Annotated in this window: 15 protein-coding genes; all 15 read right to left on the minus strand. The window is 49.1% G+C overall.

The genetic code is table 11. The features are described from left to right. Positions 1 to 6: 6 nt before the first annotated feature. The 15 genes from cntE to H7T88_RS24365 all read right to left on the minus strand — a co-directional run bounded on the left by cntE (position 7) and on the right by H7T88_RS24365 (position 16,479). Positions 7 to 1,200 carry a staphylopine family metallophore export MFS transporter CntE gene (cntE, locus tag H7T88_RS24295; protein ID WP_221790791.1) on the minus strand — a complete coding sequence of 398 codons (1,194 nt, stop codon included), beginning with the start codon at positions 1,198 to 1,200 and terminating at the stop codon, positions 7 to 9. A gap of 142 nt (positions 1,201 to 1,342) precedes the next feature. Continuing rightward, positions 1,343 to 2,095 (minus strand): ABC transporter ATP-binding protein, encoded by a 753-nt coding sequence (locus tag H7T88_RS24300; RefSeq protein ID WP_221790793.1) that lies wholly within the window; start codon positions 2,093 to 2,095, stop codon positions 1,343 to 1,345. Further along, positions 2,096 to 2,905: a staphylopine uptake ABC transporter ATP-binding protein CntD gene (gene cntD, locus H7T88_RS24305; protein ID WP_221790796.1), complete on the minus strand. Its 810-nt coding sequence runs from the start codon at positions 2,903 to 2,905 to the stop codon at positions 2,096 to 2,098. Further along, positions 2,886 to 3,782: a staphylopine uptake ABC transporter permease subunit CntC gene (gene cntC, locus H7T88_RS24310; RefSeq protein WP_221790797.1), complete on the minus strand. Its 897-nt coding sequence runs from the start codon at positions 3,780 to 3,782 to the stop codon at positions 2,886 to 2,888. The genes cntD and cntC overlap by 20 nt, the downstream gene beginning before the upstream one ends. Next, positions 3,782 to 4,714: a nickel/cobalt ABC transporter permease gene (opp1B, locus tag H7T88_RS24315; RefSeq protein ID WP_221790799.1), complete on the minus strand. Its 933-nt coding sequence runs from the start codon at positions 4,712 to 4,714 to the stop codon at positions 3,782 to 3,784. Before opp1B ends, cntC begins: the two co-directional genes overlap by 1 nt. A gap of 12 nt (positions 4,715 to 4,726) precedes the next feature. Continuing rightward, positions 4,727 to 6,382, minus strand: a complete 1,656-nt coding sequence (gene cntA, locus H7T88_RS24320) for a staphylopine-dependent metal ABC transporter substrate-binding lipoprotein (protein ID WP_221790801.1) — start codon at positions 6,380 to 6,382, stop codon at positions 4,727 to 4,729. 130 nt (positions 6,383 to 6,512) lie between these two features. Next, the gene (locus tag H7T88_RS24325; protein WP_221790803.1) at positions 6,513 to 7,814 is read right to left on the minus strand and encodes an opine metallophore biosynthesis dehydrogenase; all 1,302 of its coding nucleotides are present in this window, start codon (positions 7,812 to 7,814) and stop codon (positions 6,513 to 6,515) included. Positions 7,815 to 7,947: 133 nt separating this feature from the next. Continuing rightward, positions 7,948 to 8,748, minus strand: coding sequence for a methyltransferase domain-containing protein (locus H7T88_RS24330; RefSeq protein WP_221790805.1), 801 nt, complete (start codon positions 8,746 to 8,748; stop codon positions 7,948 to 7,950). A gap of 60 nt (positions 8,749 to 8,808) precedes the next feature. Continuing rightward, positions 8,809 to 9,675: a histidine racemase CntK family protein gene (locus tag H7T88_RS24335; RefSeq protein ID WP_221790807.1), complete on the minus strand. Its 867-nt coding sequence runs from the start codon at positions 9,673 to 9,675 to the stop codon at positions 8,809 to 8,811. Between the two features lie 342 nt (positions 9,676 to 10,017). Further along, the gene (locus tag H7T88_RS24340) at positions 10,018 to 11,235 is read right to left on the minus strand and encodes an amidohydrolase (protein WP_221790809.1); all 1,218 of its coding nucleotides are present in this window, start codon (positions 11,233 to 11,235) and stop codon (positions 10,018 to 10,020) included. 71 nt (positions 11,236 to 11,306) lie between these two features. Next, on the minus strand, positions 11,307 to 12,179 hold the full coding sequence (locus tag H7T88_RS24345; protein ID WP_221790811.1) for a LysR family transcriptional regulator: 873 nt from the start codon (positions 12,177 to 12,179) through the stop codon (positions 11,307 to 11,309). A 44-nt stretch (positions 12,180 to 12,223) separates the two neighbouring features. Continuing rightward, positions 12,224 to 12,772 carry an NADPH-dependent FMN reductase gene (ssuE, locus tag H7T88_RS24350; RefSeq protein WP_221790813.1) on the minus strand — a complete coding sequence of 183 codons (549 nt, stop codon included), beginning with the start codon at positions 12,770 to 12,772 and terminating at the stop codon, positions 12,224 to 12,226. 25 nt (positions 12,773 to 12,797) lie between these two features. Further along, on the minus strand, positions 12,798 to 13,748 hold the full coding sequence (locus H7T88_RS24355) for an ABC transporter permease (RefSeq protein ID WP_221790815.1): 951 nt from the start codon (positions 13,746 to 13,748) through the stop codon (positions 12,798 to 12,800). A 70-nt stretch (positions 13,749 to 13,818) separates the two neighbouring features. Beyond that, positions 13,819 to 14,751 (minus strand): ABC transporter permease, encoded by a 933-nt coding sequence (locus tag H7T88_RS24360; RefSeq protein WP_221790817.1) that lies wholly within the window; start codon positions 14,749 to 14,751, stop codon positions 13,819 to 13,821. Positions 14,752 to 14,829: 78 nt separating this feature from the next. Continuing rightward, a complete protein-coding gene (locus tag H7T88_RS24365; protein ID WP_221790819.1) occupies positions 14,830 to 16,479 on the minus strand; it encodes an ABC transporter substrate-binding protein in 1,650 nt (549 codons plus the stop codon). Positions 16,480 to 16,759: the final 280 nt, after the last annotated feature.

Here is a 16,759-nt window from a genome sequence, read left to right on the forward strand (position 1 = left end):
GTCAGCTCATGAGGTTCCGGTAGCCGCTTTACGCCGTTCATAGGCAAAAACGATCATTACCGCTCCTAGAATAGCACAGATCGTATACATAAATGAATAGGACGACAGATCAGCAATCGGTCCCATGATCACACCTCCGAGCGAAATGCCCAAATCAGCCGTCGCAATAAATAAACCCATGAGTACATTGCGGTTCAGCTGAGGCAAAACAAAGGACAGATAGGTCGTGAGTGTTGGATACAAAATCGCTTGAGCAATCCCCATCAGAACTGCACCCAAATAAAAGAAGACCATGCCTCCCGTAACGGAAAAACTCACACACTGTGCCGCAACTGCCAGCAACAGCATCGTGGTCATCATAAACGGTGAATGCCACTTCCCGTCCGAAGGAATGCGTTTGCGGAGTGCGATTCGAGCCAGCACCACTGTACCCGCCTGCAACATCAAGTATACGCCAGCATTGCCGCCAGAGATCTGACTCGCATACAGCGGAATAAATGTAGTGACCGCGCCAAATACCACCGATGCACTCAGCATCAGCACACTGCAGCGGAACAATAATGGATTTTTCACCAGCTGTCCGAAGGACTCCCACATACTCACGTTCTGCCCGGATGCATCTGCAGCGGACTGCGTCCCCTCCTTATCTTTTTCCATCTTGGCGGTATAGCCGAAGATCCCCGTACAGACCGCGATCCCGATCAGCACTACTGTAAAATAATCCATGCCTCCGGTCTGCCAAATGGCTAAAGCCAGCACCGGGCCAACAATGCCCGGAATGTAACTGAACAACGAATAATAGGAAATGCCCTGAGAACGGTCTTTCTCCGGTAGTGCATCAATGATGCCAATCTGTAGCGCCATGGAAAAAAAGGCCGTCGATACCCCTTGCAAAATACGGGCAATCAGATAACCGCCAAGTCCTGTCAACGTGTAGAGAATCAGCGCAAACCCATTGATAATCAGAATGATCCGCAGGATTTTGATCGGCCCGTGCTTTTGAATAATTTTGCCTGCCCACGGTCTGAAAAACATCGTTGTAAACATATACGCACCCATAATCAGCCCGATCGTCGTACTACTCGCACCGAGGAATGCCCCCTGCAATGGAATAATCACATTCAGAATGGCGTTGGCACTGAAGTAGAGCAGCACCAAAATGTACAAACGCAAAAAAGGCCATGACATTGCCCCACTCACAACAACTGTTCCCCCTTACTTATAATGCTCTCCCAACTTACACACGTAGGTGATTCTAACCGTTTCCACTAGGAACACTTCATTGTTCTTTAACTCAAGATCGTTTCATGGGCTACATACGTGGCTCCCCCACTTCTCCACGCTACAATGAAATGAGATGGCTCAACAATTGTTGAGCATAGTCGGACTGCACATGTTTTAACTGATCAACCGAAACCGTTTCTTCAATCTGGCCTTCTCTGAAAAAAACAAACCTGTCGCAGATATAGGCTGCCGCCTGAATGTCGTGCGTAATGAAGACATAACTCATCTTGTACAGGCTTTTCAATGATTTCAGCAACTGCAAAACCTGAATCTGGACCGACACATCCAGCGAGCTGACGGCTTCGTCCAGTACAAGGTACTGCGGCTCTGTCGACACTGCTCTCGCGATGCAGACTCGTTGTGCTTCCCCGCCGGACAGCTCATGTGGATACTTGAGCCGGTACGATGAGTCCAGTCCAACTTGGGTAAGCAGCATATCCACTTTTGCATGAACCTGTTGTCCTTGTGCTGACTTTTGGAGTGCCTTCATCGGCTCCATAATCGCATCCTGCACCGTAAGGAACGGATTGATGGATGAGGTATAGTTTTGAAAAACCGCGCTGATGCGGCCCATCCGCACGCGCCGGTCTTTCACATCTTTTCCCTCCAGCCGGATGGCCCCGCGATCCGGGCTTTCCAGTCCCAGCATCAACCGACCCAGTGTAGATTTGCCGCTGCCACTCTCGCCAATAATGCCGAGGCATTCACCATGACGGCATTCCAAAGTCACCTTTTTCAACACCTGCTGTCGATGCTTCGAGAATAGTCCGCCTTGGACATATGATTTCTCAACCTGCTCTACCGTGAGCATCTATGATCCCTCCTGCATCAATGCTTTGAAATGATTGCTCAGTTCCAGCCGAGTTGATACGAGATAACGGGTATAGGCATGGGTAGGCTCCTGCAAAACACACTGCATGTTACCCTGCTCGACAATTTTGCCGTCTTTCATAACCATCACATCATCTGCAATCTTCTGTACAACGCCGAGATCATGGGAGATAAAGATCATGGAGCATCCCATACGTTCACGTAGCTGAATCAGTTGCTCCAGCACTTCGTACTGGGAGATCGTATCCAGCGCCGTGGTTGGCTCATCCGCAATAATCAGATCCGGTTCGAGCACAAGTGCGAGTGCAATCATAATTCGTTGCAACATGCCGCCAGACAGCTGATGGGGATATTTGTTCAGAATGTCCATCGGATTTCGGAGCATGACACTTTCCATTGCGAGCCGCATTCTCCGCTCTAGCTCACGGGTATTCCAATGGTAATGCGTCTGCAACGTCTCCCGGATATGTACACTGATCATACAGGAAGGATCAAATGCACTCATGCCCTGCTGCAAAATCATACACAGCTGCTTGCCTCGTCGACGCCGCATCTCCTTTTCGGAGAGCTGATTCAGATCTGTACCCTGAAACAGCATCTTTCCCGATTGGCGCATATTGGGCTTATTCAGCCGCATCAGCGCTCTGCATGTGACGGATTTGCCGCTACCACTCTCCCCAACAATCGCCATGCAGCTCCCCTGCCGCACCGTAAATGAACTGTCATGAACAATGGCCTGATTGGTATGGTTATCCCACACTTTCAGATGCTCAACCTCGACTATATTCATAAGCCGCCTTTCTCACCTCTCTTTCACGAGATTTATCCCGCTTGTCAGGAGAGTTCATTAATTTAGGGTCTAACGCCACCTGCAGTGAGTCCGATAAAAAGTTAAAAGCCGATACCACAACAACGATCGCAAGCCCCGGTGCAAGCATCAATTCAGGTCTGGAAAACATGACTTCTCTCGCCTCATTCAGCATCATGCCCCACTCTGCATGGGGTGCCTGAATGCCCAGACCAAGGAAAGATAGCCCCGATACCTGAAGCATCATGGAACACATTGCACCACTGGAGATTACCGCGATATCGGCAAAGGTTACCGGAATGATGTGACGTGTAATAATCGTGCAACTGGGTATGCCGGAAGCTTTGGCGAATTTCACATAATCCATGTCCGAGAACTGCATCACGGAAGTACGAATGACACGCGCAAACCAGGCCCATTTCATGCAGACAAAGGCGATCAGAATATTTTCCAGTCCCGCCCCCAAAATACCAACCACCGCCAGCGTCATCACATACCCGGGAAAAGATAGCATAATGTCACAGATTCGCATCAACCACGCATCCACTTTCCCTTTGAAATACCCTGCGGTAAATCCTGCCGCCGCACCGACCAGTACCGAGAAACCGAGTGCCGCCAGCACCCATAACACACTCGGACGGATACCGTAGATCAGTCTGGATAAGACGCATCGACCAAGGTGATCATTGCCTAACAGATAAGGCCAGGAGGGTGAGGCATAGCGTAGTTTCATGTTGACGGCTCCAGGGTCATGAGGTGCAACGATAGGTGCACAGATTCCCAGAATAAGGGTCACGACAATAACGGCAAGAGAGGTCACGGCGAGTTTGTCACGGCTCAGATTTTTGAATAGTCGCATCAGATTTCCTTTCTTAAACGAGGATTAAGCGCGGCATTGATCATGTCCGAAAGCATGTTAAATACCACAAACGTTACCGCCAAAATAAGCACATAGGCCTGAATGATCGGAAAATCCCGGCTCAGAATCGACTTTACACTTAGCCGGCCAAGCCCCGGCCACGCAAATACATTTTCAATAACAACGGTACTGCCCAGTACAATCGGAATAGCCATGCAGAAGATGGACACCGCGACTTGCAGGGAGTTACGCAGGATGTGCAGCATGACCTTCCGCTCGCTAAGGCCGCTCGCGCGCGCATATAACACATAATCCTCATTCATGTTGCTCAGCATCGCACTGCGTACCGCCCGAAAATAAATGCCCGTATAACTGACCGTGATCACCAGCACAGGCAGAATGTAACTACGATAAGAATCCATGCCGCTGGTCGGCAGCAGGTCTAGTTTCACCGAAAAGTACCAGATCAGGATGGCCGCAAGCCAATAAGACGGCATCGCTGTCAGGAAAAAGGAGACGCCTCTGACCGATTGATCAAGCAACTTCCCTTCTTTCAAAGCACATAGTACGCCAAGTAATATGGATAACAGGATGATGAAGACGGATGACACCAGCGTAAGCTTTAACGTATTCAGTAAAGCCGGCCCGATTAAAGACCACACCGACTCACCGGAAACGTAAGAATATCCGAAGTCAAACTGTACAACGGCCGCCATCCAGTCCATATAACGAACGAAGAAAGGCTGGTTAAAACCCAGCGCTTCATTCGTTTGAGCGATCAGTTCATCGGTGATCTGCGGTACATCCTGAGCCTGTAGGACAACGACTGCCGGGTCGAGTGGAGAGAGATTGATCAACAGAAAAGTAATCAACGAAATGACGACCAGCAAAGGGATGGTCAGCAGCAGTCGTTTGGCAATATAACTTCCCATATCCCTCCCCCTCTACTCGAATTTCATCTTTTCAAACGGCAATTCATACTGTGTCTGTTTAAAGGTAATGCCTTGCAGACGTTTCGGAGCAACAATGGTGACACGCCCGTTCGTAAGCGGGATGAACACCGCTTCATCATGTACTATGTTTAAAATATCCGCATAAAGTGCTTTTCTCGATTCTCCATGTTGAAATGCGGTTGTTGAGTCATCGTCGGTCGAGCTCATCACCTGATCGATTTTCCGATACAGTTCATGCGCTTCGGCAATGCCACTTGTTGTATGTTTGTACGCCGAATCCGATGTAAACGCGGTGATGGTGCTCTGCGGGTCATACGCTAGTCCCCAGGTCTGGTTGAACAACAGGTCATATTCCCCGGTCGCTCTTCGGTTCGCAATGGAAGAGGACTCCTCACCTGTCAGATCAAGCTCCATACCGATCTCTTTCATCGCATATTGGATGAACTCCGCCTGCATTTTCTGTGAGGATGAATTGCTGTCGTAATACAGCTTCATCGCTAAAGGTTTGCCGTTCTTTGTACGCACCGTCTTGCCCTCTGCCAAAGTCCAGCCTGCCTGATCCAGCAGACGTTTAGCTGCTTCCGGATCATACGTTCGAACCTTTAGATCGACATTGGCGTAGTTCACATTCGATGAAAACAACGTACTTGCTACCGTCTGTGTGCCATTAAAAATATCCTTGCTGATCGTCTCCCGATCGATACCGATCCATAACGCTTCCCGCACCGCTTTTTCATGAACCGGGCTGTTCTGCTTGCTGCTATTCGCCACAATCATCGCCGTGTTCATCGCATCACTTCGCACCACCTGATACTCGCCGGATGCAGCGAGCTGATCCATCGCTTCTACATCAATACTGTCTGCCCCGCGGTCATCCGTGAAGACAAAGTTGATCTCCCCTTTTTGTAGTGCGAGATAGGTCGTTTCTCCTGCGGGAAGCACTTTGGCCGTAATTTTCTGAATGGCAGGTACACCGCCCCAGTATTCCGTATTGGCTTCAAAGGTGGCATTTTCTTCGACCTTGTGCCCTGTCAACTTGTACGGCCCAGTCCCATGGAAACCGTTCACCCCGTCCTTGGTTCCACCATTTTTGAAATCCTTTGGTGAGATGAAGACATACGGCCTGGTCATGGACAACTCTACGAGCGTCGGATAATAGGCATCGGAAAGATCCAACTCCACGGTGTATTCATCCTTCACTTTGACATCCTTCAGCTTCGTGGAGAGCTTGATCCAGGCATGTTTCTCGGCATTGGCCTGAACCGCTTCGATATTCTGTCTGACCGCTTCGGCGTTAAATGGCTCGCCGTCATGGAACTTCACCCCTTTGCGCAGATGAAAGGTGTACGTTTTGCCATCCTTGGAGATGTCCCATGATTCAGCGAGCAATGGTTTGATTCCCTCAGCCGTGTTCTCGACCAGAGATTCGTACACCATGCCTTGCGCAGGCATCGAGCCTGTGTACAGATGCGGGTTCATATCGTTAATATCTTTCGCGGAAGCATAGATAATTTCATTATTGATCCTACCGACTGATGATGCGGCTTCGGTATTTTCCTTTGTGGCACGCTGAGCACAGCCCGATATCATCGCAATGACAGCGACCATTGTTATAATGCGTGTAAAAGTACGCCTTTTTCTCACCATAGTTCCCCCTGATAAACAAATAAGATTCAAGCAGATCATTGCTTGTTACTCCATGCCACTTCGATTGCAGTACCATCTCGCAATACGGCTTTCTTTCAGAAAACTTTTAACTCTGCTTCTTCAGATATAACTAGACCTTACCGCCCGTAAGTCCGTTACAGATCATGCGAACATCCTGCCCAAACGACTGGATCACGAACGCGGTCGACAGGCGCTGATCTGGATGTGTACGCGTCACTTCCTGAAGCTTTGCTTCATATGTGGCAATGAAATGATCTATCGTTGGACAGGCGACATTCACATGTCTCGCGATGCCCTGAATCATTTTGATGCGGTAATAGTCTTCCTTGGGCATTCTCGGAACGTCGAGTTCACCCTCGCGGTTTATAAATATTCGGCGGAACGGAACTGCGGAGAAGTCAAAATATGTACCAGCAGCATCCGGCTCCGAGAACGGATCAATCAATAATGAGGCGTACCGTATGTATAATAAAAACTCCTGATGGATGGCCTCGAATTGATCAAACTGCTCGATATCCTGACGTGATAAACTCTCTAATCGAACCGGATAATTGTCATCCGTCATAAACTGCAGCAGGTTTACTCCCTGAATATGAAGTCTGTCTGTAATCTGCCGGATCTCCTGCCACTGTGACCGCATACTGCGAATGAGCGCGGGTGTAATCGGCCCTTCGGGATAAAGCTTGTAAACATACTTTTGAACCCGTTGCTCACCAAAAATCACTTCTAGCGAAAAATCATTCATAAAAAGCGGTGGATGAACGTACAGCGAAATATTTCTTGTTTCGGCTTCCAGTGGGGAAGACATGACGGCGAGTGAAATATGCAACCGCTCAAATAACTCGCTTAATTGCTGTACATAGGTTGAAGAGGGAACCGTGGAGCCGATGTAAACCTTCCTTTTGACTCCCGTGGTGATCACTTCATTGGACGGTTGTTCATGCACCCAGCGGGTATCGCCCAGATAGGTGGAGAAGCTGATAATTTCCGGGGATACATTCCGCTCAAGCAAATACTGGCTCACCAGAAGACTGGAACCGAAGGTTGGGGAAACCATAATAACGAATTTCAGTTGTTTAACGAATTCATCATTGATTTCTTGGAGTACATCGATATAAGCATCGGTGGTGACTGCCAATATCAGCGTATCCCACTCCCCTTCAAGGGTGTTGTATCCCTTAAACACCTGATCCACCGTACATTCCCCTGCCAAGGGTCGATGCTTCTCATTTTGAATCGTCACCTGAATGTGTTGCTTGCTCTGTTCCAGTGATGCAAAGAACGATGCTGACCGCACCGATTCCCTACCCGCCATACCCACGTGACAGCCTAGATGTATTTTCAAGGTTACCGCAAGCTGAATGGACACAGGACCCGTGCCGCATAACAGAACTCTTTCAACGCCGCTCATATATACCTCCCTGTAAACAAATGCAAACTTTACTTATATGCACATGTGAAAATTATGCGAACCGAACTCTAGGCTACATCAATTACAAGAATGGAAACAAATATCAATCCGACTGCTAAATAACGATCAGCCTTCACTTGAATTCCTTCTGGTACAACGCGATATCGAACACATCATGCGGGCGCAAAATGTTGTCTGCGAGCCTCCATTTGCTTCCATCCGTCTCTCTCATGGGATAGTTAAACAGTGATTTCAACTCATTGCCATACCGCATAGCTACAACGACTTGGTCATTGGTCAATGCATATAATTGATCGAGCAAGTCATACTTGTTAGCCACCGTGGAGCTGAAAATAACATGTGTCGCCTGTCGGGTATACGCCAGATCCTCCAGCAGTTGCTGCTCTAAACGAATGTTCAAGCCAGCACCGAGCTTCTCTATAACTTTTCTCCCCAGCGTAATCGCCTCTGCGTCAATATCAATGCCAACGACCTCCGCTCCGGTACGTTTAGCGATCAGTAAAGGGGTCATCGGAAACGAACCGGAACCCACCAGCAGCACTTTGGATTCAGGTGTCACCTGAAAGCTGCCAAACTCTTTGTCGATGCACTCTTCGATATTTTTAAAATAATCCGCAATCTGCACTTCTCCATCCTGCAGCTTCAATGCCCGATATTTCTCCATAATCGCGACACACTGAGCGGACTTTTGTCTTAGCGCTTGAACTAACGGATCAAGCTCCTCCAGTTCTGCTTGCCTCAACATCCCCCAAGCGATCTTGTGATCAGGGTCGGTCACAAACCGTGAATACCCGTTAATCACCGCTTCCAGTTCCGCGCTGTGCTCAAGCGTCTGATCATATCTAACCGCAAGCTTGCCAAATTGTTCGGCAAAAACACGTAGCCTCGTTTCCAAGTTGATCAACGTGATCATTACCTCTCCTCCTCACCTTGTCATGGTCAACCATCATACATCTCAGTCTCAGGTACCTGCTCAGACCTCTACAACGCTCCTGCTCTGCTCCTGTAAGGTATCAATAAAAGCCGTGCCATAGGCAACAATGCCAACAGTTCCCTCAATCGTTATGGCCTTCACCCCTTGGCTCCCCCACTGAGCGGTCACCTTAATTGCACCTCCAGGTTGCTTGACCGACTGGGTGACTTCGCTCTGTCTAAGCCAGGCCTGATAAGCGCCTACAGAGGCCGTACCTGATCCGCACCCTCTCTCCCAGATCAGACTATCCAGCTGCGGGACATAAATGAGGGGCGCCATCTCTTGCGTAGCAGGGTGATATAACAACACACCGATCATTTTGTCTCCCATCGTGAGTCCAAGTAACCGTGCAAGGTGTTCTGCCTTTCGCTTCATCAGGTCATCAACGTGTTGCACTTCAATCACGATGTGAATGAATTCGGCATACCGGACAATGACCGTCTCCAGCTCCATACCTTCGAACGTAATCTTCCGCCGCTCGATCTGATCGGGAACAGGCATCGTAACCCGGCAATCATACCGATGCTCTCGCCGCTTCACCTGACAGCTGATCAAGCGCTCTGTGCCTGAAACATCCAGCTTGATATTCATGGACGCTTGCTTCTCCAGCCCTGCTTCTGCTGCAATATGGGCTGCCAGCGCCATACAAGCATTGCCACAAAACTCTCCTCCTGCCATCTCCAGGCGGGCAACGGCTTCTGGTCTTCGTGTCTGCTTGATGAACCCGACTTGTTCAGCGTGAACATGATCATAAGACATCAGGCTGGAAGCGATATCACTGTAATGTTCGGATGCGTGATCCGTTCTCACCAGAAGGGTCATGTTCTGTGTCGGACTACATTTGATAAAATCAATCTCTTGTTTCATCGCGGCGGCGGCTCCTGTTCTTTGGATTCGAATTGAAGTTCTCCGTTGCATATTTCGACATTAATAGTAATAATTACGATTAAAGGACGAGAAAAATATAGCACACTCATTGGGGGTCGTCAACAAATTTTTCCATCTATACCTGTTGTACAACCGGATTTTATGCGTACACTCCGGTGTTAGAATAACCGAAAAGTTTCTGCGGATTGCCCGATTTTTTGAACATAAAACAAAATAGAGCTGACGACTAGCGCCAGCTCTGAAACAAGTGTTACAGATCGAGAATAGGAATATATTTTGAATTCAAATTAAACGTCCAACTTTTTTCAACATCACTGCCATTTAGGCTTGCAGACGTTTCAAAGCCTGTTCAGCCAGCCCTGCCAGCAGATGTGCACCAATTGGCAAAGCCTGCTCATCTACATCAAAGCCCGGATGATGCCACTCGTGCGGTCCCGATGTCCCGAGAAAGAGGAACAGGCCCGGCACTTCTTTTTGATAAAAGGAAAAATCCTCTCCTGCCGGCGAAGGTAGCGGTCTGACATGATTCAACCCAAGTTCACTCACGACTTGTTCTGCGTCCAATGCCAGCGATGCATCATTGACCACAGCAGGTGGCCCCTGAATCCAGCGTACCATCGCCGTTGTGCCGTAGGCTGCAGCCACACCAGCTACGACCTGGTTGAAACGTTCCCGGATACGGGCGCGCACCTTCTCGTCAAATGTGCGTACTGTGCCGTCAAGTATCGCTTCCTCCGGAATAACGTTCCAGGCTGTACCGCTGTTTATTTTCGTAACGCTGAGTACAGCACTCTCCTGAGCACCTACATTCCGGCTGACAATGGCTTGCAATGCGGTAACGATATGTGCAGCAACCACAATCGGATCGATGCCTGCCTCAGGTACAGCCGCATGGGTGCCTACCCCTTGCACTTTAACGACAAATCCATCCGCTGCCGCCATCAATGCACCTTCGCGAATACCCACTGTGCCTACTCGCAGATCCGGTTTATTGTGTAAACCATATATAGCCTGAACATCGGCAAGTGCTCCGCTTTGGATGACTTGGCGAGCACCTGTTGCCTTTTCTTCTGACGGTTGAAAAATCAATCGAATTTTACCGGGCAAACTGGATTCACGCTGTTTCAGCAACCGTGCAGCTCCAATCAAAATAGCGGTGTGCGCATCGTGCCCGCATGCATGCATTCGGTCCGCAATCTGCGAAGCAAACTCCAGCTTGGTTTCCTCCTGAAGAGGCAAGGCATCAATGTCCGCTCGCAGCGCTACGACAGGGCCACTTCCCTGCCCTACCTCAGCAACAAGCCCTGTTCGCAGTTTATACTCATCGGCAAGGCGAACACCTTCCTCCTCCAGCCAGCTGCGAATGGCTGCTGTTGTTTCCTTTTCCTCACCAGAAAGCTCCGGGTTGCGATGAAGATGCCTCCGAATTGCGGTCAGATGTGCCGCGAACTCCTGCTTTTGCTCGCTCTGCTCAACTTGCTGTTGCTCTTCCTCCGGCTGCACAAGCTGTTCTCTCGTCTGCTCCAGATCACTTTTCATCTTGAGCCCTCCTTTCATGCTTAATTTATCCAATCTATAACGGTGAAATCTGATTCGCCTTGTCAGTCCATCTATAATTGCCGTAACAGTTCTCCAAAAGGCTCTGCAAATGGCGAATATTCTTCTTTTAAAGTCACCACGCTGATCTGTAGCGACACACCTGCCACCTCATGGACTTGAATCGGGAACAGTTCCTGACGCTGTACCTCTTTCTTCACCGTTAACCCCGGGAGAAAAGCGATGCCCGCACCTTGCATGACAAGTTTTTTCGCTGTTTCCGAATTATCGACATGATATGTAATATCCGGCGGGTACTCCAGGGAGTCGAAGGCCCGGTGAATGCGAAGCCAGTCCAGTGAACCACACTCGAAAAAGACCAGCTGTTCATTCCGGATCGCCTCCATGCTGACATGTCCGCTTTCAATGAAAGGATGTCCTCTGTACACGTATAGCTGTATCGGATCTTCGTAAAAAGCAACGGTACGGATCGCAGGGTGCATGACCTTGCGTACAAACGCCAGATCAATCTCCTGACTGAGCAGTTTAGCAATCAGTTGATCCGTTGTTGCTGTTGTCAGTTTAATGTTGACTTCGGGGTACGACTCTTTGATTCGGGGCAGAAAATCGGGGATGACATAATTGGACACCGATACTGTGCTTCCGAGGCGCAATGCCTCAGGTGTCGTTCTCCGCTGCTGAATTTTCTGTTTACCCTTCTGGATCACTTGCAGCACTTGCTGTGCATACGGCAAAAATTTGCGTCCTTCATCCGTCAGCACAATCTGCTTGCCTAGTCGGTCGAACAGCTTGCATCCCAGCTCCCTTTCCAGTGATTGAATACGTGCCGTAACCGAAGGCTGGGACAAGAAGAGTACTTCAGCCGCCTTATTGAAGCTTCCGTAATGATTGATATATACAAATGCTTCAATGTTCTCAATATTCATAGGCACCTCCGTATCATCTTATTTCCCTATAAATTTACTTGGTTTTAGGATATCGTAATCCCATCCTTTTCCAGTGTCAATCGTAATTCTTCCAGAGAGCGATCTAACCGTGCGGTAATATCTGCTGCAAGTGTAAATGTTCCATCCTCATTGCGTTCAATTCCCTGATCCACTGCGTATACACCGCCAAGGATATATCGTCCGCCGAGTGCGGTAAGCACAGGCTTCAAAGCATAATCAATAGCAAGCAAATGTGCAATTGAACCGCCAATGACAAGAGGCAGAGTCACCTTATCCCGAATTCCTTCTTGTGGTATCAGGTCGAGAAACAGCTTGAGCACGCCCGAATAAGCTGCCTTATATACCGGAGTAGCCACAATAACGGCATCCGCTCCATCCACAATGGCAAGTGCATCCTGAATGGCCTGGCTGTCGAACTTTGCCTGTACCAGATCTTCAGCAGGCAAATCGGTCACCTGAATCACTTCAACGGAAATACCAGCTTTGCTTAACGTATGGCTGCTATAATCCGTAAGTCCTGTCAATCGTGAACGCTTGGACGGGGTTCCGGCGATAATGACAACATGTGACATATTATTTTCCTCCTTGGAATAGCGGTCAAGCCGCTCCTTTTACTTTGGGATCAAGCCTGTCGCGAATATCGTCTCCAATCAGATTGACAGCCAGAACAAACAGCGTAATGGCCAGACCCGGGAATGTGCAAATCCACCAAGCTACTGTCAGATAACCTCTCCCTTGAGACAGCAATGCACCCCAATCCGGAATTTCTTTCAGTACCCCGAGCCCAAGGAAACTGAGTCCAGACCCAGTCAGGATGGATGTACCTACACCCAGCGTTGCCATTACGAGTAGCGGAGACAAGGAATGTGGCAGGACATGTTTCCAGAAAATGCGGGCATTGGAACCACCCAGGGAACGCGTGGCTGTAATGAAAGGCAGATTTTTGACAGACATCACCTGACCGCGCATCACCCTTGCATAACCTGGTATCGAGGCTACTGCAACAGCCAGTGCAATATTTAGCAGTCCTGGCCCAAGCGCCGCAGCAACAGATAAGGCGAGCAATACGCCTGGTACGGCCATAAGAATATCCACCGCCCGCATCGTTACCGTATCAACCAGTCCTCCCGCATATCCCGCAAGGATGCCAAGAGCACTGCCGACGAGACCACCAACAAGCACGGAAGCAAAACCGATCAGCAAGGAATCCCGGCTACCATGCACAACCACACTGAAGATATCTCGGCCGAAATAGTCTGTACCGAACAGGTGAGAAGCAGAAGGAGACTGCAGAATGGCATCCGTCATCATCTGTGTTGGATCATAAGGCGCAATCCAGCCTGGTACGATGGCACAGGCCACAGTGAAGATGACGATGAGCAGGGCGGTATACAAAAACAATTGCGATACTGCGGATGAAACACGGCGCTGCCAAGGCAGGCGGTTCCATCTCCACAGGCGAGCTTTCCCGACAATTCCGGTACTTCCGGTATTTCTGGCATTTCCTGCCCATGTCTTTTTGTGTCCCGTCAAAGGTTTCATGCTCATAAAAATTAACGCCTCCTTCTCCTGCCTCTTCACATTTTGCAAGTTCCTGATGCGGTGTTCCTGATATGGATCATGTACGGACCGCCCGCCGAACTCGAGGATCAATGTACGAATACGAGATGTCTACCAGCAAATTCAACACGACATAGATGATCGATGTAAAAAATACAACGCCCTGCACCACCGGCAGATCCTTAGCCATTAGCGCATCAGCAATAATACGACCAATTCCTTGTCTGGAGAATACCGTCTCTACCACCACGGTTCCTGCCAGCAAATCCCCAATTAACATACCGATGACCGTTACGGCGGGGATCAGGGCATTACGCAGTGCATGACCATACATGATGGCCCGTTCAGACAATCCTTTGGCCCGTAAAGCAACGATAAACGGCTCATTTATCACTTCAAGCATGCTGTTACGCACCATCCGCACAATAAATCCTGCACCGACAAGTCCGAGTGTAGCTGCCGGAAGCACCAAGGAACTGAATCCGTCCGACCCCATCGCAGGGAACCAGCCGAGCTGTACGGAAAACAACAGAATAAGCAGAATGCCGGTCCAGAACGTTGGCATCGAGATGCCGAACAATCCAACGAGCCGAGCCATAACATCAATCACACCATTCCGGTGAATGGCCGACAGAACGCCAAGTGTAATTCCGATGGTGATGGCAATCAGCGAACTGAGTGCCGTCAATGCCAGCGTTGCCGGGAAATGTTCCAGAATTTTGGGCAATACCGGATCGGAGTTAACCATGGATTGACCGAAATCCCCGCGCAGCATATCGCCAAAATAGTTCGCAAACTGGATATAAAAAGGTTGATCCAGCCCAAGCTGTGCCCGGAGATTAGCAATCATCTCCGGGGTAGCCGAGGACGGGTCCAGCATTAACAGCACCGGATCACCCGGCAGAAGATACATGATGCAGTACACCAGCACCGAAGCTCCAAATATAACGAGAAGCGACGTTGCAAACCGTGACAAGATCAGTTGAATCATACCGGAATGGCTCCTTTCTGAAACCGGAACAGGCTGTACGCCATGTTGGAATGATAAGACTGGATAATGCAATTTGCATTATGGCTGGATACGTACATCATTAAAGAGTGGATAACCGAGTGCATCGAACTTGATGCCTTCCACGTTTTTGGATGCAGCCACAGTATACGGAAATACGTAGATTGGCAAAATAACCGCCTGTTCAATGAGATATTTCTGAATCTGACTGTAGATGTCTACCCTTTTCGCCGAATCCGTCTCTACCGCTCCCTGCTCCAGAAGTTGATCAATCTTTGGCTCAGATAAACCGGATAATGTCGGACGCTCCCCTTCCGCACTGGTGTGATAGAAGGCGTACAAGGCATTCGGATCGGAGTTGACCTGGCTGTTACCATACAGATCATAATCCCAGTTCTGATAGATCACAGTAGCAATGTCTTTGGTAATCACCACTTCTACCGCAATGCCCAGCGGTTTCAGCTGTTGCTGGATGATGGCAGCAATGTCATTGCGTTTCTCCCGGTTAGGGGAGCCATCTACATAACGCAAAGTTAGCTTCTTCCCGTCTTTGACACGAATCCCGTCAGCCCCCTTAACCCAGCCCTGCTCTTCCAGTAGTTGGTTAGCTCGGTTGATGTCCGGGGTGATACTCCCTTCAAGTGCCTTGTCATAGCCAAGAATGCCTGGAGACAATGCAGACCATGCGCGCTCGTAGTTACCTAGATACAAGGTTTTCACAATGGACTCGACGTCAACAGCGGATTGTACCGCTTGCCTTACTTTTACATCATCCCAAGGTGCCTTGCGCAGATTGAAAAAGAGGGTATACGGCAAACCAACCGTATTGGCTTGCAACAATTGCTGGTTCGGATCACTTTTCAGCGCAGCGATATTTTGCGGTGGTACGGTCTCTGCGGCAAGCACCTGCTTACTCTGCACACTTCCGATACGTGTTGCTTCTTCCGGTACAATCTTAAACGTGATCGTATCGATATGCGGAACACCTTTGTTTTCGACCGTTTCCGGGCCCCAGTTGTAATCCTTGTTTTTGGCCACTACGATATCCGCGTTTCCATCCCATTTCACAAAGGTATACGGGCCTGTGCCCACCGGATTTTTGCCTAGTTGATCCCCATATTTCTTCGCAGCGGTTGGAGACACGATCCCCAGTAATGCCTGACTCAGGTTACCGAGAAACGCTTGCGAAGGTGCATTCAGATTAACTTTGATCGTATACTCATCAATGACCTCGGAGGAGCTATAAGGTCTAATCAGGGCAAGGGAATTGGCAGCTTTGGTGGCAGGATCAATGACCCGATCCAGATTGTACTTCACCGCTTCAGCGTTAAACGGGGTTCCATCATGGAATTTCACGTCTTCACGCAGCTTGAAGGTATAACTTTTGCCATCCTTCGATACACTCCATTCCTTGGCAAGCCAAGGTTTGATAGAACCATCTGGCAGCTGAACCACCAGATTGTCGTAGATCGTGCGAATCGCTCGTACGGCTACAGCAAGACCGCTACGATGCGGATCGAGTGTATCCGGTGAAGTCGCCAGTGCAAAGGTGAGGTTACCCCCTTCCGCTTTACCAGCCTGACCCCCGCCGGCGGAAGCCTGTGCCGCACCGCTGGTTTTGCCTCCTGATGTTGCTCCGCATCCGGACAAAACCATCACCAATGCTACTGCCAACGCCACCACTTTTGTCCATGAGATAGACCTGTTCATATCGCTTCCCCCTCTGTGTATACAGGTGTCATTAATGTGCTACGCCAAGCAAACTTGTATATATTTTATATTTCCTATGAGAAAAGTAGGTTTTAAGAAAAAAAAGGATTCATTAACTTTATTAACGCTATGATCCAGATGCATTTGTGCTTCATTTTAACGATGAACTGTTCTTGTATTTGATCCGAATGTATTGGATTGTGAGTACAGGTTAGAGTCACCGCGTTTGAGTTAACATGAATTACAACAATTAGATGATGTTCGATTTAAATGACATTTG

This window comes from Paenibacillus cucumis (ex Kampfer et al. 2016) (assembly GCF_019748695.1).
Taxonomy (GTDB): domain Bacteria; phylum Bacillota; class Bacilli; order Paenibacillales; family Paenibacillaceae; genus Paenibacillus; species Paenibacillus polysaccharolyticus.

Coding starts and splice junctions, on each gene's coding strand:
- H7T88_RS24300 (WP_221790793.1), bottom strand. CDS start 2,095: ATGCTCACGGTAGAGCAGGTTGAGAAATCATATGTCCAAGGCGGACTA.
- cntD (WP_221790796.1), bottom strand. CDS start 2,905: ATGAATATAGTCGAGGTTGAGCATCTGAAAGTGTGGGATAACCATACC.
- cntC (WP_221790797.1), bottom strand. CDS start 3,782: ATGCGACTATTCAAAAATCTGAGCCGTGACAAACTCGCCGTGACCTCT.
- opp1B (WP_221790799.1), bottom strand. CDS start 4,714: ATGGGAAGTTATATTGCCAAACGACTGCTGCTGACCATCCCTTTGCTG.
- cntA (WP_221790801.1), bottom strand. CDS start 6,382: ATGGTGAGAAAAAGGCGTACTTTTACACGCATTATAACAATGGTCGCT.
- H7T88_RS24325 (WP_221790803.1), bottom strand. CDS start 7,814: ATGAGCGGCGTTGAAAGAGTTCTGTTATGCGGCACGGGTCCTGTGTCC.
- H7T88_RS24330 (WP_221790805.1), bottom strand. CDS start 8,748: ATGATCACGTTGATCAACTTGGAAACGAGGCTACGTGTTTTTGCCGAA.
- H7T88_RS24335 (WP_221790807.1), bottom strand. CDS start 9,675: ATGAAACAAGAGATTGATTTTATCAAATGTAGTCCGACACAGAACATG.
- H7T88_RS24340 (WP_221790809.1), bottom strand. CDS start 11,235: ATGAAAAGTGATCTGGAGCAGACGAGAGAACAGCTTGTGCAGCCGGAG.
- H7T88_RS24345 (WP_221790811.1), bottom strand. CDS start 12,179: ATGAATATTGAGAACATTGAAGCATTTGTATATATCAATCATTACGGA.
- ssuE (WP_221790813.1), bottom strand. CDS start 12,772: ATGTCACATGTTGTCATTATCGCCGGAACCCCGTCCAAGCGTTCACGA.
- H7T88_RS24355 (WP_221790815.1), bottom strand. CDS start 13,748: ATGAGCATGAAACCTTTGACGGGACACAAAAAGACATGGGCAGGAAAT.
- H7T88_RS24360 (WP_221790817.1), bottom strand. CDS start 14,751: ATGATTCAACTGATCTTGTCACGGTTTGCAACGTCGCTTCTCGTTATA.
- H7T88_RS24365 (WP_221790819.1), bottom strand. CDS start 16,479: ATGAACAGGTCTATCTCATGGACAAAAGTGGTGGCGTTGGCAGTAGCA.